The sequence below is a fragment of the Desulfosarcina sp. genome (assembly GCF_046496365.1).
Taxonomy (GTDB): Bacteria; Desulfobacterota; Desulfobacteria; order Desulfobacterales; family Desulfosarcinaceae; genus Desulfosarcina.
The window spans coordinates 1-15,174 of sequence record NZ_JAWOHB010000018.1 but is presented as its reverse complement, the minus strand read 5'-3'; the positions used below and the strand labels follow the sequence as shown (position 1 = coordinate 15,174).

Genomic DNA, 15,174 nt, shown 5'->3' with positions numbered 1-15,174 from the left:
GGGTCATCGCGTCCAGCGGGATTCGTATTGCCAGACAACTTTCACCGTTTAGATCACTCACCTGATCGCATTGGGAGGAAAAATTCATGGCCCACTGGATGAACCTGGGACAGCAGCTCAAGATGAACGCCAGGAAGTACCCTCGCACCGTGGCGTTGTGCGATGCCCGACGGCGGTTCACCTATCCCGAAGTGAACCGCCGGGTCAATCGCCTGGCGCACCGCCTCATGGAGATGGGCCTGGAAAAGGGGGACAAACTGGCCGTGCTCATGGAGAACAGCATCGAAATCATTGAGCTCTATCTGGCCACTGCCAAAACCGGCATCATCATCGTACCGGTCAATTTCCGTCTGGTGGGACGCGAGGTGGCCTACATCGTGGACAATGCCGATGCCAAAGCCATGGCCGTGCACCACGAATTTACCCCTTGCGTTGATGGCATCAAGGATCGGCTGAAACAAATCCCAACCGACAATTTCATCGTGGTGGGTCAGCCGAATGCGGGCTACCGGGAATACGAATCCATGCTGGCCGATGCACCCGTTGACGAACCGGATGTGCCGGTCGCTCCTTCCGACACATGGATTCTCATCTACACTTCCGGCACAACCGGAAAACCCAAAGGTGTGATGCGCTCCCACGAATCCCACATCGCCTTCTACCTGATCAACGCCGTGGATTTCGAATTCGCGCCCCGCGACGTGTGCATGAATGTCATGCCCCTTTGTCACATCAACTCGACTTTCTTTACCTTCACCTTCATTTACATCGGTGCCACGGTTTACATTCACCCGGCACGGTCCTTCAAGCCCGAAGAAATCCTCGAGATCGTGGAGCGGGAGAAAATCACATTCATATCCCTGATCCCCACCCACTACAACCTGATCCTAAATGTCAGCGACGAAGGCCGCCAACGGGATACCCGCTCGATCACCAAGCTGCTCTGCAGTTCAGCACCGGTGAGAAAAACCATGAAGACCGCCATCATGAAGTTCTTCCCCGGCGTTCAGCTATACGAGGGGTATGGTTCAACGGAGGCGGGCATCGTCACCATCCTGCGCCCCGAGGACCAGATGCGCAAACTCGGATCCATCGGCCTGGAAAGCCTGGGGACCGAACGGGTCAAAATCCTCGGCCCGGACGGCAATGAAGTGCCGCCCTGCGAGGTGGGTGAACTCTATTCCAAGGGCCCGATGTTATTTGACGCATACTACAAGCTGCCCGAGAAAACCGCAGCCGCATTCAAGGACGGCTGGTTTTCGGCCGGCGATATGGCCCGCATGGACGAGGACGGCTATTACGAGATCGTGGATCGCAAGGATAACATGATCATCACCGGTGGTGAACATGTTTATCCCAGCGAGGTGGAAGAGACCATCGGCGGCCACCCGGATGTTTTCGACGTGGCGGCCATCAGTCTGCCCGATGAAAAGTGGGGGGAAAAAGTGGCGGCGGTGGTCATCCCCGCACCCGGTGCGGATCTCACCGAAACGGTCATCTTCGACTGGTGCCGGGACCGGATGGCCGGTTACAAGCGTCCCAAGCAGGTGATCTTCATCTCCCCGGACCAAATGCCCCGCACGGCCACCGGAAAAATCCTTCACCGGATCCTGCGGGAACAGTACGCTGAAGGCAAACCGGTGTTTCCGGAGACCGACAGCTGCCCGGCGCCTCAACCCTAATCACGGCATCGGGGGAACCGTCATCGGTCCCCCGGAACCACAGGCTTCAATGATCCGTTCACGAACCATTTAAAACGAGGAGGTCTTCTACATGCTGACAAAAGCGTTCATCCCCTACAAGGGCTACTACTCCACCCCTTTCTGCCGCTGGCAGGGTGCCATGGCCAACGAGAACGCCATCGTCCTGGGCGCCAAGACCGCCGGGCGGTGGCTGGGCGACAAGGGCTGGGAGCCAAAAATCTTCGACTACCTGGTCTTTGGCAACACCATCGGCCAGTTGCACCAGTTCTACAGCGCGCCCCTGGCCGCCGCCCTGATGGGATGCGGCGGCATCCCCGGCGTCGCCCTCAGTCAGGCCTGCACCACCGGCACCACCTGCATCTTTCAAGCGGCCATGGGCATCGAGACCGGGTTTTATGAAAACGCCTTTGTTCTCACCACGGACCGGACATCCAACGGCCCGCACACCATCTGGCCCAACCCCAACGGTCCAGGCGGCGAGGTAATCAGCGAGAACTGGTTGATGGACAATTTCAATGCCGATCCCAATGTTGGCCTGCGCATGGTGGAAACGGCAGAAAACGTGGCCAAGGAGGAGGGCATCACCAAAGAGGAGTGCGACAGCCTGGCCTTGCGCCGCTACGAGCAGTACCAGATGGCCCTGGCCGACAACCGGGCCTTTCAAAAGCGCTACATGTTCGCCGCTGAAATTCAAATCTCCCGCAAAAAAAGCATCCTCGTTGAAGAAGACGAGGGCATCATGCCCACCACGGCCGAGGGGTTGGCCAAGCTCAAACCGTTGGTACCCGGCGGCGTATTGAGCTTCGGCGCCCAGACCCACCCGGCCGACGGCAATGCCTCCCTGGTGGTCACCACAAAAGAAAAGGCTGCCGGTTTAAGCGCCGACGCATCCGTTTCCATCCAAGTCATCTCCTATGGCTATGCCCGGGAAAAAAAAGGCTATATGGCCGCGGCACCGGTACCGGCAGCCCGCATGGCGCTGAACAAGGCCGGCCTGACCATCGGCGACATCAAAACCATCAAGACCCACAATCCCTTCGTGGTCAACGATATCAATTTTGCCCGCAAAATGGAGATCGATGCCGATGGCTTCAACAACTACGGCTCCTCGATGATTTACGGTCACCCCCAAGGGTCCACGGCCACCCGGTTAATCATCGAAGGCATCGAAGAGACGGTCATGCAAGGCGGCGGATACCTGCTGTGGACGGGCTGTGCGGCCGGCGACTGCGGGGCCTCCCTGATCTTGAAAATCGGCTGACCTAAGCCCATTTGCCAAGGGGGCGCAAAAGCGGACCGGGAGGTTGCCCACCCGGTCCGCTTTTTTCGTTCTGCGGCTTCATTTTACCCAAACCAAAATCGATTGACTTGTCATCAATTTCGGCCGATGATGAAACGACCAAACCTGATCCTGCTTATTATTTCCTGCCGAGCTGGAGAGAAGTGACAACAGCGAGAACGCTAATTTTAACACAGGGAGAAGCGCCATGAAGAAGCTGGTCGAGGAAATTGCAAGGGCACTTGTAGACGCTCCGGAACAGGTGGCGGTTCATGAAATCGAAAGCCAGCAGAGCATCGTCATCGAACTCTCGGTGGCCAAACCGGATTTGGGCAAGATCATCGGCCGAAAGGGCCAGAATGTTCAGGCCATCCGCACCATCCTTAACGCAGCCTCGGGAAAAACCAAAAAACGAATCATCCTCGAATTGCTGGAATAAGATTGGAGCCTTTCCAATTTCAGTTCGCGGTTCAAACCACTTCAGGAGGTCTTTCCGCAGGGCTCGATGCGCCACCTGTCCAGGATGGCCTGGGCAAGCAACAGGTCTTGCGGGGTGGTGATCTTGATGTTGTCCCGGTCACCGGGCACCACGGTCACCCGCTCACCGGCGAATTCGGCCACAGAAGCGTCATCGGTAGCGTTGAAACCGCGCTGTTGAGCCAACTGGTGGGCACGCCGGATCAAGTCGAGAGAAAAGGTTTGGGGTGTCTGGGCAAGGCAAACCTGCTGTCTGTCCAGGGTGTGAAGGACCACCCCGTGCGGATCGACGCGTTTTAAGGTATCTGTGGCGGGAATCACGGGAATACAGGCGCCAGTTGGCTTCACGCCGGTTATACAAGCGCCCATGAGGGATTGGCGTACGAACGGCCGAACGCCGTCATGGATCATGACGATTCCGTCGGCTGCATCCACAGCCTTCAATCCATTTAGAACCGACTCCTGCCGCCGCCGTCCACCACCCACCAGCAAGATAGGGTGCGCCAGGTCCAAGGGCGCCAAAATGGTGGAACGGCACCAATCAAGGTCACTTTCAGGCACAACGAGAACCATGCGGTCCAGCTCAAAGCATCGGTCGAAGGCCATAAGGGTATGGACAACAATGGGTATGCCGGCCAGGATGAGATATTGTTTTCTCACCGCTGCCTTCATGCGCGAGCCGCTTCCCCCGGCAACGATGACGGCGCAGTTCATCGCAGATAATTCAATTCGCGGGGAAGGGGCACCCCTTTGCCCATGGTGTCTTCACCGTAATTGACACTGGCCAGGATCTGGATATCGGCCAGCGCCCGGGTATCACCCTCGAAGACCACCTCTGCAATCCGCTCCTTCTGGATTTTACCCCCAGCCCATTGGATGTCCAGCACACTGCTGGCATCGAATCGGTCTTGACCCACGACCAGCTCCACCTGCCCCCCAAAATGCTGAACAATCTTGGCCACAAGGAGACTGGGTCGACTGTGAAATCCCAGCTTGACCGGAATCCCCACCCTGATGCTGGATCGCTCGATGTTGTCATTTAGAATTTCCCGAGCCACTTTTTTGCCCGCATTGAGGTAGTGGCAGGCATAGAAAAGCCCGTAGTTGATGGTCCGGTCCAGCAACATCACCGGGTCCACCAGGCAGGACAGTTTGTCCTGGACCCGTTTATAGGTATTCTTATAGCCGGCCTCATGCAGATGCCGTTCGTAAAAATGAAGCAGGCGGCCCATCATCTGCAGCAGGTGAAACACAATTGAGAAATGACTTCTAAGGGCCTTGAGCTTCCGGTCACCGAAACGGAAGCCGCCATGAATCACGTAGGTGTCAAATGAAGACTGGAGGTTGTGCACCAGCATCTCGAAACGCCGGATTTCGACCTCGTTGACCTTTTCGGGAACCAGCGCCGCCATTTCCTCATTCTTGTATGGTTCGTAAAACCCCATGGGGTCAAAACTGGTGGTGATGGAAAGGAATTCGCTGGCAATTTTGACGATATTGCGCTTTTGAACATCCTTGGCATCATCGTCAATGTCATATTTAAGCATTTCGCAGGTGGTAATGCCGGGAAAATCTTCAGGGCCAAACCTGTCCCCCGGCATGGCGATATTCAGCCGTGAAGCCTCATCAATGATCACGGGGGAGAGTTTTCTAAGGGTGTCATTTAAAAATTCGAGGCATTTTTCGCCCCGCTCCCGAAAAACATCAATGTCATTGATATCATAGAATATCAATCGGTTTAAGATATGCTTCTGGCAGTAGGCTCCCAGACTCAGATGCCGGACAGCGGCACTCAGTTCGCGGTACAGATACCAGTCCTCGCTGTTTTTCGCCCCGTGAAAGTCCAGGAAATCTTCCAGCACCTGGGAGGTGCTGATCAGTTTGGAATAGAGTTTTTTGGTAAATACGTAATCGGGCGTCTGCCGGTCGGAAATATAGATGCAGCATTTAAGGTAATCAGATGAGAAGATTCTGGCCTTGTCGAAAAAGGAAATTTCGCAGTGGGGTTCGTTCAAGATGCGCTCCGTTTGTCAATCGAGATCGACAGTGGCAATTGAGGAGTTGGAAATGGATACGAAAAAGCGGTCGGAGCAGCCCATAAGCCGAATTCTGTTTCCCCGGCCGGTTACCCGGTCCGAAGGCGACGATCATTCATCTGGGATGCCGATTGCCCGGCACCTCAAGCAACCTACCCGGGAGCTCGGACGGGCCGCCCTCTGACGCTCCCCTATTTGGTCTTGCACCGGGTGGGGTTTACCTAGCTTCTCCGGTCACCCGAAGAACTGGTGCGCTCTTACCGCACCGTTTCACCCTTACCTTGCCGAAAACGGCAAGGCGGTCTGCTTTCTGTTGCACTTGCCTTCACGTCACCGTGACTCCACGTTATGGAGCACCCTGCCCTGTGGTGTTCGGACTTTCCTCCAGTCCCCCAAACGGGGGACCAGCGACCGTCTGATCTACTCCGACCGCTATTCGTTATCCTTTTCTTTCCAATAAATAATCCGGTGGCAGTGGGGACATAACCGGATCTCATCCAGTCGCTGCAACTCATTGAACAGCTGGGCCGGGATGTTCAGGTGACACCCCATGCAAATGGCCTGCTGGACCGGAACCACAGCCATGCCCCTGACCTTTCTCTTCACATCCTCCAGGATACCGATTATTTTCGGATCAGCCTTGACACTGATCCGGGTCTTCTTCGCATTCAGCGCCTCAACCGCCTGGCGTTCACGCTGTTCGTCGGCGGCAATCGTTTCCTGCTTCTTGCGGCAATATTCAATGAAATCCTGCAATTCGGTCACTTTTTCAGCAACCGTCTGCTCAGCGGACTCAAGCGTCTCCAGATACTCGAGCATTCGGTCTTCAACGGCGGAATTCCTTTTGCGGATTTCATCTATTTCTTTAAGGATGGACTGGTACTCCTTGTTGGTTTTCACCGCGCGGAGCTTTTGGTTGCTTTTGGCGATCATGCCGGCGTTGATCTTGGATTCGGATTCAAGCTCACGATAGGATTTTTTCATCCCCTCGAGGGCCTTTTTTTCGGCCGCCACCAGGGCCTCACGCTCGACCACGGCCTGATCGAGGGCAGCCGTCTCGCCGCTGAGCACATGGATATGCCGACCGGCTTGAAGGATTTCCATCTCAACCGCCTGCACGTCGATGAGCATGTTGATCTGCTCTTGAATATTGCTCATGCCTGCCTTTCTCGCATCTTGCTGTTCACAGGTAAGAAAATGGGTCCGTTTCCATGTCAGCGGCTGCCACTGTCGCCGACATCCGCAATGCCTTCATGGCCTCACGGATGGTCGATGCCAGACCATCGACGATCAAATGCTCCGAACCGAAGTGTCCGGCATCGATCAGCGCGATGCCGGCCTGGTTGGCATCCAAAGCCGAGTGGTATCCCAGATCTCCGCTCACATAGGCCTGTGCACCCGATGCAATCGCTTGGCTCAACAGGCTGGCGCCACTTCCCGAACATACCGCCACTGTCTCAATCATCATGTCCGCATTGCCGGCCACCTTAAGCGTTGCCAGCTTCAAGGAGGCTTTAAGGCCAACCGAGAAGGCGCCCAGTGGCAGTGGGGATTGAAGCTCCCCCACCCGCCCCAAACCGGAAAGCGGGTTACCCATGCCAAGCGGGTAGACATCATAGGCCATGGATTCATAAGGGTGTACCTTTTTGACTGCATCCACCACCCTGCTCAACTCAGCATTGTCCACAAGAATTTCAATCCGACTCTCCTGGACCTCGGTAAGGGCTCCGGTTTTCCCGATGGCCGGCGATGCGCCCACACCCGGCAAGAAGGTTCCCACGCCATCGCATCGAAATGAACAGCATGAATAATTATTCATCCTGCCGGCGTCCAACGCAAACAGGGTTTCGAGGATGGTTTTGACATGGTTCGCGGGGACAAACACCACCAGTTTACTCATGCCGGCGTCGCCTGCACCGGCAAGTACCCGGACATTGCGCAGTCCGACCCGCTCCGCTAAAACATCATTGACGCCCCCCGGCGCACTGTCCAGGTTGGTGTGGGCGCAGAAAATGGCCAGATGCCTGGACAACGCCATTTCCACAATCCGCCCCAGCGGCGTTTGGCAATCGATGCGCTGAAGCGGCTTGAAAAATAGCGGATGATGGGTAACCAGCAAGTCCACACCATTTTCACAGGCCCTGGCCACCACCTCAGGCAGGGGATCGAGGGCTGTCCACACTTTTTTAACCGGCCAGTTCGGATTCCCAATCTGCAGGCCGACATTGTCCCACGATTCCGCCAGCCGGGGAGGTGCCAGCCGGTCGAGAATACGGATAAATTGCGCCACGGTCGCTGTCATCTCATTTTCCTCAAAAGATAACCGTTTACGGGCAATGGGCAAAAAAAAGGCGCGGTAACCGGAGTCTCACCACGCCGAATCGCCTTTTTCCCTCAACAGTCAAAATCGTCAAGGCCTCCGGGCATCATGGGATTGACGAACGGCGCCGGAGTTTTCTTGAAGTGGGCCCACCTGGGATCGAACCAGGGACCGACCGGTTATGAGCCGGTGGCTCTGCCAGCTGAGCTATGGGCCCGTATCAGTTTAACAGCGATAGCTTTACTACCCCCGCCATGGTGATTTGTCAAGCATCGGAACCCCCAGTGCACATCGGATCAATTGTCGATAAAGCTTTTCAGCTTGCGGCTGCGGGTGGGGTGGCGCAATTTCCTCAGGGCTTTGGCCTCGATCTGCCGGATGCGTTCACGGGTAACGGTAAAGTCCTGGCCAACCTCCTCTAAGGTGTGATCCGCCTTTTCACCGATACCGAAGCGCATACGTAGGACCTTCTCCTCCCTGGGCGTCAGGGTCGCCAGTACTTTCCGCGTCTGTTCCGCAAGGTTCATGCTCACCGCCGCCTCGGACGGCAGCATGAATTTCTTGTCTTCGATGAAATCTCCCAGATGGCTGTCCTCCTCCTCCCCGATGGGCGTCTCCAGCGAGATGGGCTCTCTGGCGATTTTGAGCACCTTACGGACCTTGTCGATGGGAATCTCCATCTTTTCGGCGATCTCTTCCGGGCGCGGCTCCCTGCCGAACTCCTGAACCAGGTAACGGGAAGTACGGATCAACTTGTTGATGGTTTCGATCATGTGCACCGGGATGCGTATCGTTCGGGCCTGATCGGCGATGGCCCGGGTGATGGCCTGCCGGATCCACCAGGTGGCGTAGGTGCTGAACTTGTACCCCCGACGGTATTCAAACTTATCCACCGCCTTCATCAGCCCGATGTTGCCCTCCTGAATAAGATCCAGAAACTGGAGTCCCCGGTTGGTATACTTTTTGGCAATGCTGACCACCAGCCTCAGATTGGCCCGGATGAGTTCGCTTTTGGCGAACTTTGCCCGCATCCGGCCTTCGTCTACACTGGCCATTACCCGTTTGAGGTTGCGGTTGTTGGCCTTAAAGTCATTCTCCTTTTCCACCAGCTGATCGGTCACGGATATCAGGTGGACGTATATGCGCCCCAGGGCCTCATCATCGAGATGGGACTGTTTTTTGGCCCATTTCATGAATTTGACCCGGTTGGAAAGATGTTCGCGAAGCTCCCGAATGGTTACGCCGAAAGCCTCGGCGGTAACGGCCACCAGTTTGTTCTGTGCATCAAACCAGTCGATCAGCCGGCGAATATGCGCTTCAATGCGGTCAATGACACCGCCTTCCAGTCGCCACCCCCTGAGCAGTTCAAAAATCTTGTTGTTGCGCCGCATGATGCAGCGCCGGACCCGGCGCGCCTCGTCGGGTTCCATCTGCTCGGAAAACATGCGCTCGCGATATGCCTTGATTTCATCACTCACCTTGCGGATGGCTGCAATGGTTTCCAGAAAGTTTTCAATCTGAACCATCTCATCCACGTACGCGTCGCCTTCATCCACATCGCGCAGAACGTGCTTCGGTCGGAGAGCTCCTTTCTCGATCAAGTCACCAAATTCAAGGATGTATTTGACGCCCAGAGAGGTTTCCAGAAGTGCCTTGAGAACATCCTGTTCGCCCTCTTCGATCTTCTTGGCGATAATCACCTCGCCTTCACGGCTGAGAAGGGTAACCATGCCCATTTCGCGCAGATACATCTTCACCGGGTCGGTAACGGAACCGATATCCGACACCGAAATTGCCTTGTTCTGCGACTCCTTCTTTTCGGGGGCGCTTTCCTTGTCGGAAAGCGAATCATCATTTTCGATGATCTCAATGTCCATATCGTCGAACATCATGAGGGTGTCGTCGATCATTTCCGAAGACATCATCTCGTTGGGAAGGGCTTCGTTGATCTCGTCGTAGGTCAGCGAACCCTGCTCCTTTCCCTTTTCTATAAGGGCCTTAAGCGCCTTCTGGTCGTTCTTTTTCATCGCGCCCTTTGCTTTTTCCGATTTTAGGTCCTGTGCAGCGGCATCTTTAGCAGCCCTGACAACGGCTTCGGTTTTATTTTTAGCCGTTTTTTTCTCGGTCTGCCGGGTCTTCCCGTCGCGATTGTCATCGGATTTCTTGGTCATGCCGATTGCCTCCTGAACCAAAACAGGATGGTTGGTCGTCCGTCATCGGGTCGCGCCGCATCCTGTGTTGCGTTTGTTGTTCCTTTGCCCGTCTGAGCAAGTTGAAAGCCGTCAACTATTTTGGGCGGCAGTCAATGGTTCACACCGCTGTGTTTTTCCATGGTCTTGCGGGCCTGCCGCTGCTTTTCCTGCAGCAGTTCGGCCAGTAAACTTTCATCACCACTTTTTTCTGCAGCTTCAATTCGCCTTAACAACCCTTTGTCCCGACGGTGTATACTGGCTTCAAACTGGTTGATCAGGTTCATGCAGCCATCCCGGTCCCAGTGTTCGTCGGTCAGTGACAACCGGACAACGATCGCCTTTTTTTCCGAGTCCTCCCACTGAGATACCAGACCGGCAATATCGCTGCCGACTTGTGCGAAGTGTTCGATGATGCCGCGCCCGATCTCTGCCAGGACCGAATCGGTGAAGTGGTCCATGATCCGTCGCCCCTTGATCTGGGCGATCATCTCCGGGAACTGAAGCATCATCGCTACCATCTGCCGCTCCAGACGATACGTTTCACCCCGAACCGGGTCGGGATCAGGCGCTTTACCGGGACCCTGCCCACCCGGCGGCCAAACTGTCCTGGCGGGCCTCGGTGGATTTGGCCGAATCTTCTGCAGGAGAATCGTTTCATCAACGCCGATCCGTTCTGCCAGTTGTTTGATCCGCAGCGACCGGGCGATCGGATCGCCGATGGCCACAATGGCCGACTTCAGATCGTTGACGATGCGAACTTTGCCGTCAATGCTCAACCCAAATTTCTCGACGGCCGATTCCACCATAAATGGAATCATGCCCATGGATTGCCCCGCCGCCTTGAAAAATTCATCGGGACCGTGGGCCATGAGAAATGAATCCGGATCATGTCCTTTGGGCAATACCAGGATGCGTGCCTCCAGAAGCCCCTTTTGAAAAACCGACACACTGCGCTGAGCGGCTTTGATACCGGCCTGATCGGAATCGTAAACCAAAACCGCCTTGCCCCCCTCGCCCACGAATCCCTTGAGGATCTGAACGTGGTCATCGGTCAGAGAGGTACCCAGTGTGGCCACCGTGTTCGTGATGCCGCACTGGTGCATTGCAAGCAGGTCAAAATACCCCTCAACCACATATACCGTCTGCATCTCCCTGCACTTCTGGCGGGCGCGCGCCAGTCCGTACAGAGATCGGCTCTTGCTGTACACCGGCGTTTCCGGACTATTCAGGTATTTGGGGAGGGCATCGTCCAGCACCCGGCCGCCAAATCCCGCCGGTTGGTTCTGCGCATTGAAAATGGGGAATATGATGCGGTTGCGGAACCGGTCGTAGTGGCCATCCCCATTTTTCCGGGGGACCACCAGTCCCGCCAGAAGAGCCATCTCAACGGGCTTCCTGCGTGCACGAAAATGCCGCGCCAGATTATCCCAGCCATCCGGGGCAAATCCCAGTTTAAATTCATCAATGGTTTTTTCGATCATCCCCCGCTTCAACAAGTATGCCTTGGCCTGTTTTCCCCGCTCGTCTTCGAACAGGCAGTTGCGGTAAAAGGACACAGCCGCATCGTTAAGCGTTAGTATCGTTTCCCGTTCCGTCAACTTTTTTTTCTCATGGGGAGATAAATCCCGGGTAGGGAGGTCTATAGCGTAGCGTACCGCCAGTGCCCTGGCCGCCTCAGGAAAAGTAAGCCCGCCTTGTTTCATGAGGAAGCTGAACACATTGCCGCCGGCTCCGCATCCAAAACAGTAAAAAATCTGTTTGTCCGGACTCACGGTAAAGGATGGGGTTTTTTCAGCGTGAAAGGGACACAATCCCAAGAAGTTGCGCCCCGCTCGACGCAGGGAAACCATCTCCGAAACGATGTCTACAATATCGGAGGCATTTTTGATCGCGGAAATTTTGTCGTCAGGAATGTACGCCGCCAAGAAAAGCCGCCTCCATTTCAAATGGATTCGGGTTCAATCATGTTCCCTTCCGGCAGGACCCGGGCCATCCTCACATCTAAAGACGTCACGAGCCGGATTGGCGGTGGAGAAAGCGCCTGAACGCCTGGACAGCACCTGAAGCTTTTATGTGCATGGAATCAACCTTTATTAAATTGGGTAATTTAAATCCCCAGAGGCATTTTGTCAATATATTGTAGCGGCATTCAAAAAAAACACTGGATATGCAGAGGGGCGCAGTCCTTATTGAACCGGTGTTTACAGGACCCCTTTTGAGGAACGCACACCGGAGCGGTTGGGGTCGACAACCACCGCCTGTTTGAGCGCCCGTCCCACCGATTTGTAAATCGACTCCAGCACATGGTGTTCGTTTTCACCGTATTTCACATTGATGTGAAGATTCATGCCGGCCTTGAAGGCAAAGGCCCTGAAAAACTCCTTGGCCAGTCCCCGGTCAAAACGACCCACGGATTCCAGCACCGGCGGCAGTTTGAATATTAAAAAAGGCCGGTTAGACAGATCGATGGCCACTTCTGCCAACGCATCGTCCATGGGCGTCACGGCAAATCCGTAGCGTTGAATACCCAACCGGTTGTCCAGGGCCGTGGATACCGACTCCCCCAGAACCAGGGCCACGTCTTCAACGGTGTGATGATAATCCACCTCCAGATCGCCGTTGGCCCGGATGTCCAGATCAAATTGCCCGTGAACGCAGAACAGGGTCAGCATATGATCAAGAAAGCCGATACCCGTATGGATATCGGCCGTTCCCCGTCCGTCCAGATTCATTTCGACTTTTACTTGGGTTTCCGATGTTTTTCGTTCAATCCGGCAAGTCCGGGCCATGGCAGTTCTCCTACATGCAATTGCGATGGGGTTTACAAGCGCTGCACGACCGCCGCAATGATGCTGCGTCCCGACCTTTTTACCTTGAAACTCAAATGAAAGCAAGTGCTTCGACCAAACGCGTCCTTTTTGCCCCACTGATTCGCACCGGCAGCAAAAAAGGCTTGCAACAGCCCGGCCCGGATCGGTAGAACCTATCCGTAAATGGCCTCCATCGACCCAGGCGGGCGTTCACACGCCCTTGCAGCCTGGGTTCGAAACAGAATCCGCCATTCCCGGATGGACACCAGGTAGAAGGCGTGCTTAAATTACCAACCACAGGCACATAACCGAGGAGACACAATGAAGCGCACGGGCCGCATTAAAATGAAGGATGCCATCAAACGGGCGACCGACGATCAGGACAAGATATTGCAGCCGGAAGCAACCGTGGAAAGGGTCAGGCAACACATGCAAGCCATGGACCTGAATATCTTGGACCGGACGATTCGAATCGACAATGGCCGGCTGGATATTCCTGTGTTTTTCAGCACCTGCGGCCACGATGCGCAGTCCGTCATCGGCACAAAAAAACAGATGGGCAAGGGTGCTACACCGGCCCAGGCCGAAGCCAGCGCCGTCATGGAACTGGTCGAACGGTTCAGTTTTTTCAGCTTTTACAAAAACCAGGCGCATACCCGATTGGGTACGACCGCCCAGTTTGCCGACGAGGCGATCTCCTTCGACCAAATCGCCAAGTCGGTGCACGACGAATCCGGGGACCTTGCCATCTCCAGAAAGATTTTTGAATCCCTGCCCCTGAGATGGACCGGCGCCTGGAACCTTACGCGGGAAAAGGAAGTGCTGGTCCCCCTGGACTGGTTTTATGCCATCAACGCCTTCAACGGCCCATCGGCGGGCAACTGTGTTGAAGAGGCCTTGTGCCAGGGCATCTGTGAAATCGTCGAGCGTCACGTGTCCTCCCTGATCAGCCGTCAGCGTATCTCCACACCGCTGATCGACCCCGCTTCGGCAACCGACCGGTTGGTTTTAGAGATGCTGGACAAGTACGCCAAGGCGGGCATCAAGGTGTTCGTCACCGACTTTACCCTGGACATGGGCATTCCGTCCGTGGGGGTCATGGCATACGACCCGGCCACGTTCCCCGGCAGAAGTGAAATCGTCTGGACCGCCGGCACCACACCCAGCCCGGAAAAAGCCCTCAGCCGCGCCCTGACGGAAGCGGCCCAACTGGCCGGCGATTTCAATTCCGGATCCAACTACGTGGCTTCGGGCCTGCCTAAATTCACCCGTTTGGCAGACGCCGCGTACGTAATCGATGGCCCCGGTCCCATCCGTCTGAACGCGTTGCCCGACATTTCCAACCCGAACATCCGCCTCGAGGTGGAAGCCTGCATCCAGGCCCTTTCCCAACGGGGCCTGGATGTGCTGGTGATTGACACCATGCACCCCAAACTGGCCATGCCAGCCTTTTACACCCTCGTTCCCGGCGCCCATTTCAGAGAGCGTGCCGCCGGCACCAGCGTAGCCATGTTCGCCGCCAAACTCACCATGGAGCACTTTGGACCGGACGAAGCCATCCGGCACCTGGCGCTGATGGACCGGCTGCTTCCCGGCAAATATTTTATCCAGTTTTACCTGGGCAACTGCCATCTGGCACGCAGCGACCCGCAAACGGCTTTGTTGCACTTCAACCGGGCCCTTGGGTTGTCGCCGACGGACCAGGACATCCCCAGCATCTACTCCTATATGGGAGTCTGCTACAAGGAGATGGGCGATTATGCAAAAGCCCTGGCCGTGCTGGCCAAGGGTGAAGCCCTGGATCCCGAACGAACGGATATATACAATCTGATGGGGTTTTGCCATTTCATGCGCAAGGAGCACGAAATGGCCATCCAACGTTTTGAAAAGGTCATTGCACTGGATCCCGGCTCAGCCATCGACTATGCCAACATCGCATCCAACTACCGGGATATGGGAAAAAAGGCCGATGCAGTGCGCTACTACCGGCTGGCTTTAGAATTGGACCCGTCCATCGGTTTTGCCCGCGACAACCTGGAACGGCTCACCGGCGACGGTCACCCGTAGCCAAAGAAATTGACCCTTTTTTGGAGGGCTTTTCCGGCTCGTGTATTGCCAGGCCGCCGCAGGCCCCTTAACTTGAATTGAAGAACCTCGCCGCAAGCGGCGAGGAATCTTCGACCGTAAGGATACGGTCTATTTTAGATTCGCTCGCTAACCCCGCCGCAAGCGACGGGGAATGCGCTCGCTGTTGCGGTTCAAACTGAGCAATTTCTGACTCATGTTTTTCCATGATCTGCGACAGCTTGGGAGTGAGTTCGCTCAACAGCTGCTCGGCCATGGTGTCGGTGACTTCG

The 15,174-nt window shown here is 55.6% G+C and carries 12 protein-coding genes, 1 tRNA gene and 1 other RNA gene; 4 read left to right on the top strand and 10 right to left on the bottom strand.

Translation table 11 applies throughout. The features are described from left to right. The first annotated feature begins 86 nt into the window (after positions 1-86). The 3 genes from R6V78_RS01030 to R6V78_RS01020 all read left to right on the top strand — a co-directional run bounded on the left by R6V78_RS01030 (position 87) and on the right by R6V78_RS01020 (position 3,421). Positions 87-1,682 carry a class I adenylate-forming enzyme family protein gene (locus R6V78_RS01030; protein ID WP_410287457.1) on the top strand — a complete coding sequence of 532 codons (1,596 nt, stop codon included), beginning with the start codon at positions 87-89 and terminating at the stop codon, positions 1,680-1,682. A 91-nt stretch (positions 1,683-1,773) separates the two neighbouring features. After that, complete coding sequence (locus R6V78_RS01025) at positions 1,774-2,964, top strand: thiolase family protein (protein WP_410287456.1); 1,191 nt, start codon at positions 1,774-1,776, stop codon at positions 2,962-2,964. Between the two features lie 226 nt (positions 2,965-3,190). After that, complete coding sequence (locus R6V78_RS01020; RefSeq protein ID WP_410287455.1) at positions 3,191-3,421, top strand: KH domain-containing protein; 231 nt, start codon at positions 3,191-3,193, stop codon at positions 3,419-3,421. Positions 3,422-3,462: 41 nt separating this feature from the next. On the opposite strand, the gene ispD is transcribed toward R6V78_RS01020, so the two are convergent. The 9 genes from ispD to hisB all read right to left on the bottom strand — a co-directional run bounded on the left by ispD (position 3,463) and on the right by hisB (position 12,796). Beyond that, positions 3,463-4,173 carry a 2-C-methyl-D-erythritol 4-phosphate cytidylyltransferase gene (gene ispD, locus R6V78_RS01015; RefSeq protein WP_410287454.1) on the bottom strand — a complete coding sequence of 237 codons (711 nt, stop codon included), beginning with the start codon at positions 4,171-4,173 and terminating at the stop codon, positions 3,463-3,465. Further along, the gene (locus R6V78_RS01010; RefSeq protein ID WP_410287453.1) at positions 4,170-5,474 is read right to left on the bottom strand and encodes an HPr family phosphocarrier protein; all 1,305 of its coding nucleotides are present in this window, start codon (positions 5,472-5,474) and stop codon (positions 4,170-4,172) included. The genes ispD and R6V78_RS01010 overlap by 4 nt, the downstream gene beginning before the upstream one ends. Positions 5,475-5,542: 68 nt before the next feature. Further along, positions 5,543-5,922, bottom strand: an RNA gene (rnpB, locus tag R6V78_RS01005) — RNase P RNA component class A. A gap of 5 nt (positions 5,923-5,927) precedes the next feature. Continuing rightward, on the bottom strand, positions 5,928-6,653 hold the full coding sequence (locus R6V78_RS01000) for a zinc ribbon domain-containing protein (RefSeq protein ID WP_410287452.1): 726 nt from the start codon (positions 6,651-6,653) through the stop codon (positions 5,928-5,930). Positions 6,654-6,678: 25 nt separating this feature from the next. Then, positions 6,679-7,797, bottom strand: coding sequence for a Nif3-like dinuclear metal center hexameric protein (locus R6V78_RS00995; protein ID WP_410287451.1), 1,119 nt, complete (start codon positions 7,795-7,797; stop codon positions 6,679-6,681). Positions 7,798-7,959: 162 nt separating this feature from the next. Then, positions 7,960-8,032 (bottom strand) — tRNA-Ile (locus R6V78_RS00990). Between the two features lie 79 nt (positions 8,033-8,111). After that, on the bottom strand, positions 8,112-9,842 hold the full coding sequence (gene rpoD / locus R6V78_RS00985) for an RNA polymerase sigma factor RpoD (RefSeq protein WP_410287493.1): 1,731 nt from the start codon (positions 9,840-9,842) through the stop codon (positions 8,112-8,114). Between the two features lie 275 nt (positions 9,843-10,117). After that, positions 10,118-11,932, bottom strand: a complete 1,815-nt coding sequence (gene dnaG / locus R6V78_RS00980; RefSeq protein ID WP_410287450.1) for a DNA primase — start codon at positions 11,930-11,932, stop codon at positions 10,118-10,120. A gap of 276 nt (positions 11,933-12,208) precedes the next feature. Next, complete coding sequence (gene hisB, locus R6V78_RS00975) at positions 12,209-12,796, bottom strand: imidazoleglycerol-phosphate dehydratase HisB (RefSeq protein ID WP_410287449.1); 588 nt, start codon at positions 12,794-12,796, stop codon at positions 12,209-12,211. 342 nt (positions 12,797-13,138) lie between these two features. On the opposite strand from hisB, the gene R6V78_RS00970 reads away from it, so the two are divergent. Beyond that, positions 13,139-14,884, top strand: coding sequence for a YcaO-like family protein (locus R6V78_RS00970; protein WP_410287448.1), 1,746 nt, complete (start codon positions 13,139-13,141; stop codon positions 14,882-14,884). Positions 14,885-14,951: 67 nt separating this feature from the next. Here the strand turns inward: R6V78_RS00970 and R6V78_RS00965 are convergent. Next, positions 14,952-15,174 (bottom strand): hypothetical protein (locus R6V78_RS00965; RefSeq protein WP_410287447.1); only part of this gene is annotated, 223 nt, incomplete at its 5' end.

Bases quoted from the DNA above. Each gene is read 5' to 3' on its own strand.
- hisB (WP_410287449.1), bottom strand. From the start codon at position 12,796: ATGGCCCGGACTTGCCGGATTGAACGAAAAACATCGGAAACCCAAGTA.
- R6V78_RS01020 (WP_410287455.1), top strand. From the start codon at position 3,191: ATGAAGAAGCTGGTCGAGGAAATTGCAAGGGCACTTGTAGACGCTCCG.
- ispD (WP_410287454.1), bottom strand. From the start codon at position 4,173: ATGAACTGCGCCGTCATCGTTGCCGGGGGAAGCGGCTCGCGCATGAAG.
- R6V78_RS01000 (WP_410287452.1), bottom strand. From the start codon at position 6,653: ATGAGCAATATTCAAGAGCAGATCAACATGCTCATCGACGTGCAGGCG.
- R6V78_RS01030 (WP_410287457.1), top strand. From the start codon at position 87: ATGGCCCACTGGATGAACCTGGGACAGCAGCTCAAGATGAACGCCAGG.
- R6V78_RS00995 (WP_410287451.1), bottom strand. From the start codon at position 7,797: ATGACAGCGACCGTGGCGCAATTTATCCGTATTCTCGACCGGCTGGCA.
- R6V78_RS00970 (WP_410287448.1), top strand. From the start codon at position 13,139: ATGAAGCGCACGGGCCGCATTAAAATGAAGGATGCCATCAAACGGGCG.
- rpoD (WP_410287493.1), bottom strand. From the start codon at position 9,842: ATGAAAAAGAACGACCAGAAGGCGCTTAAGGCCCTTATAGAAAAGGGA.
- R6V78_RS01025 (WP_410287456.1), top strand. From the start codon at position 1,774: ATGCTGACAAAAGCGTTCATCCCCTACAAGGGCTACTACTCCACCCCT.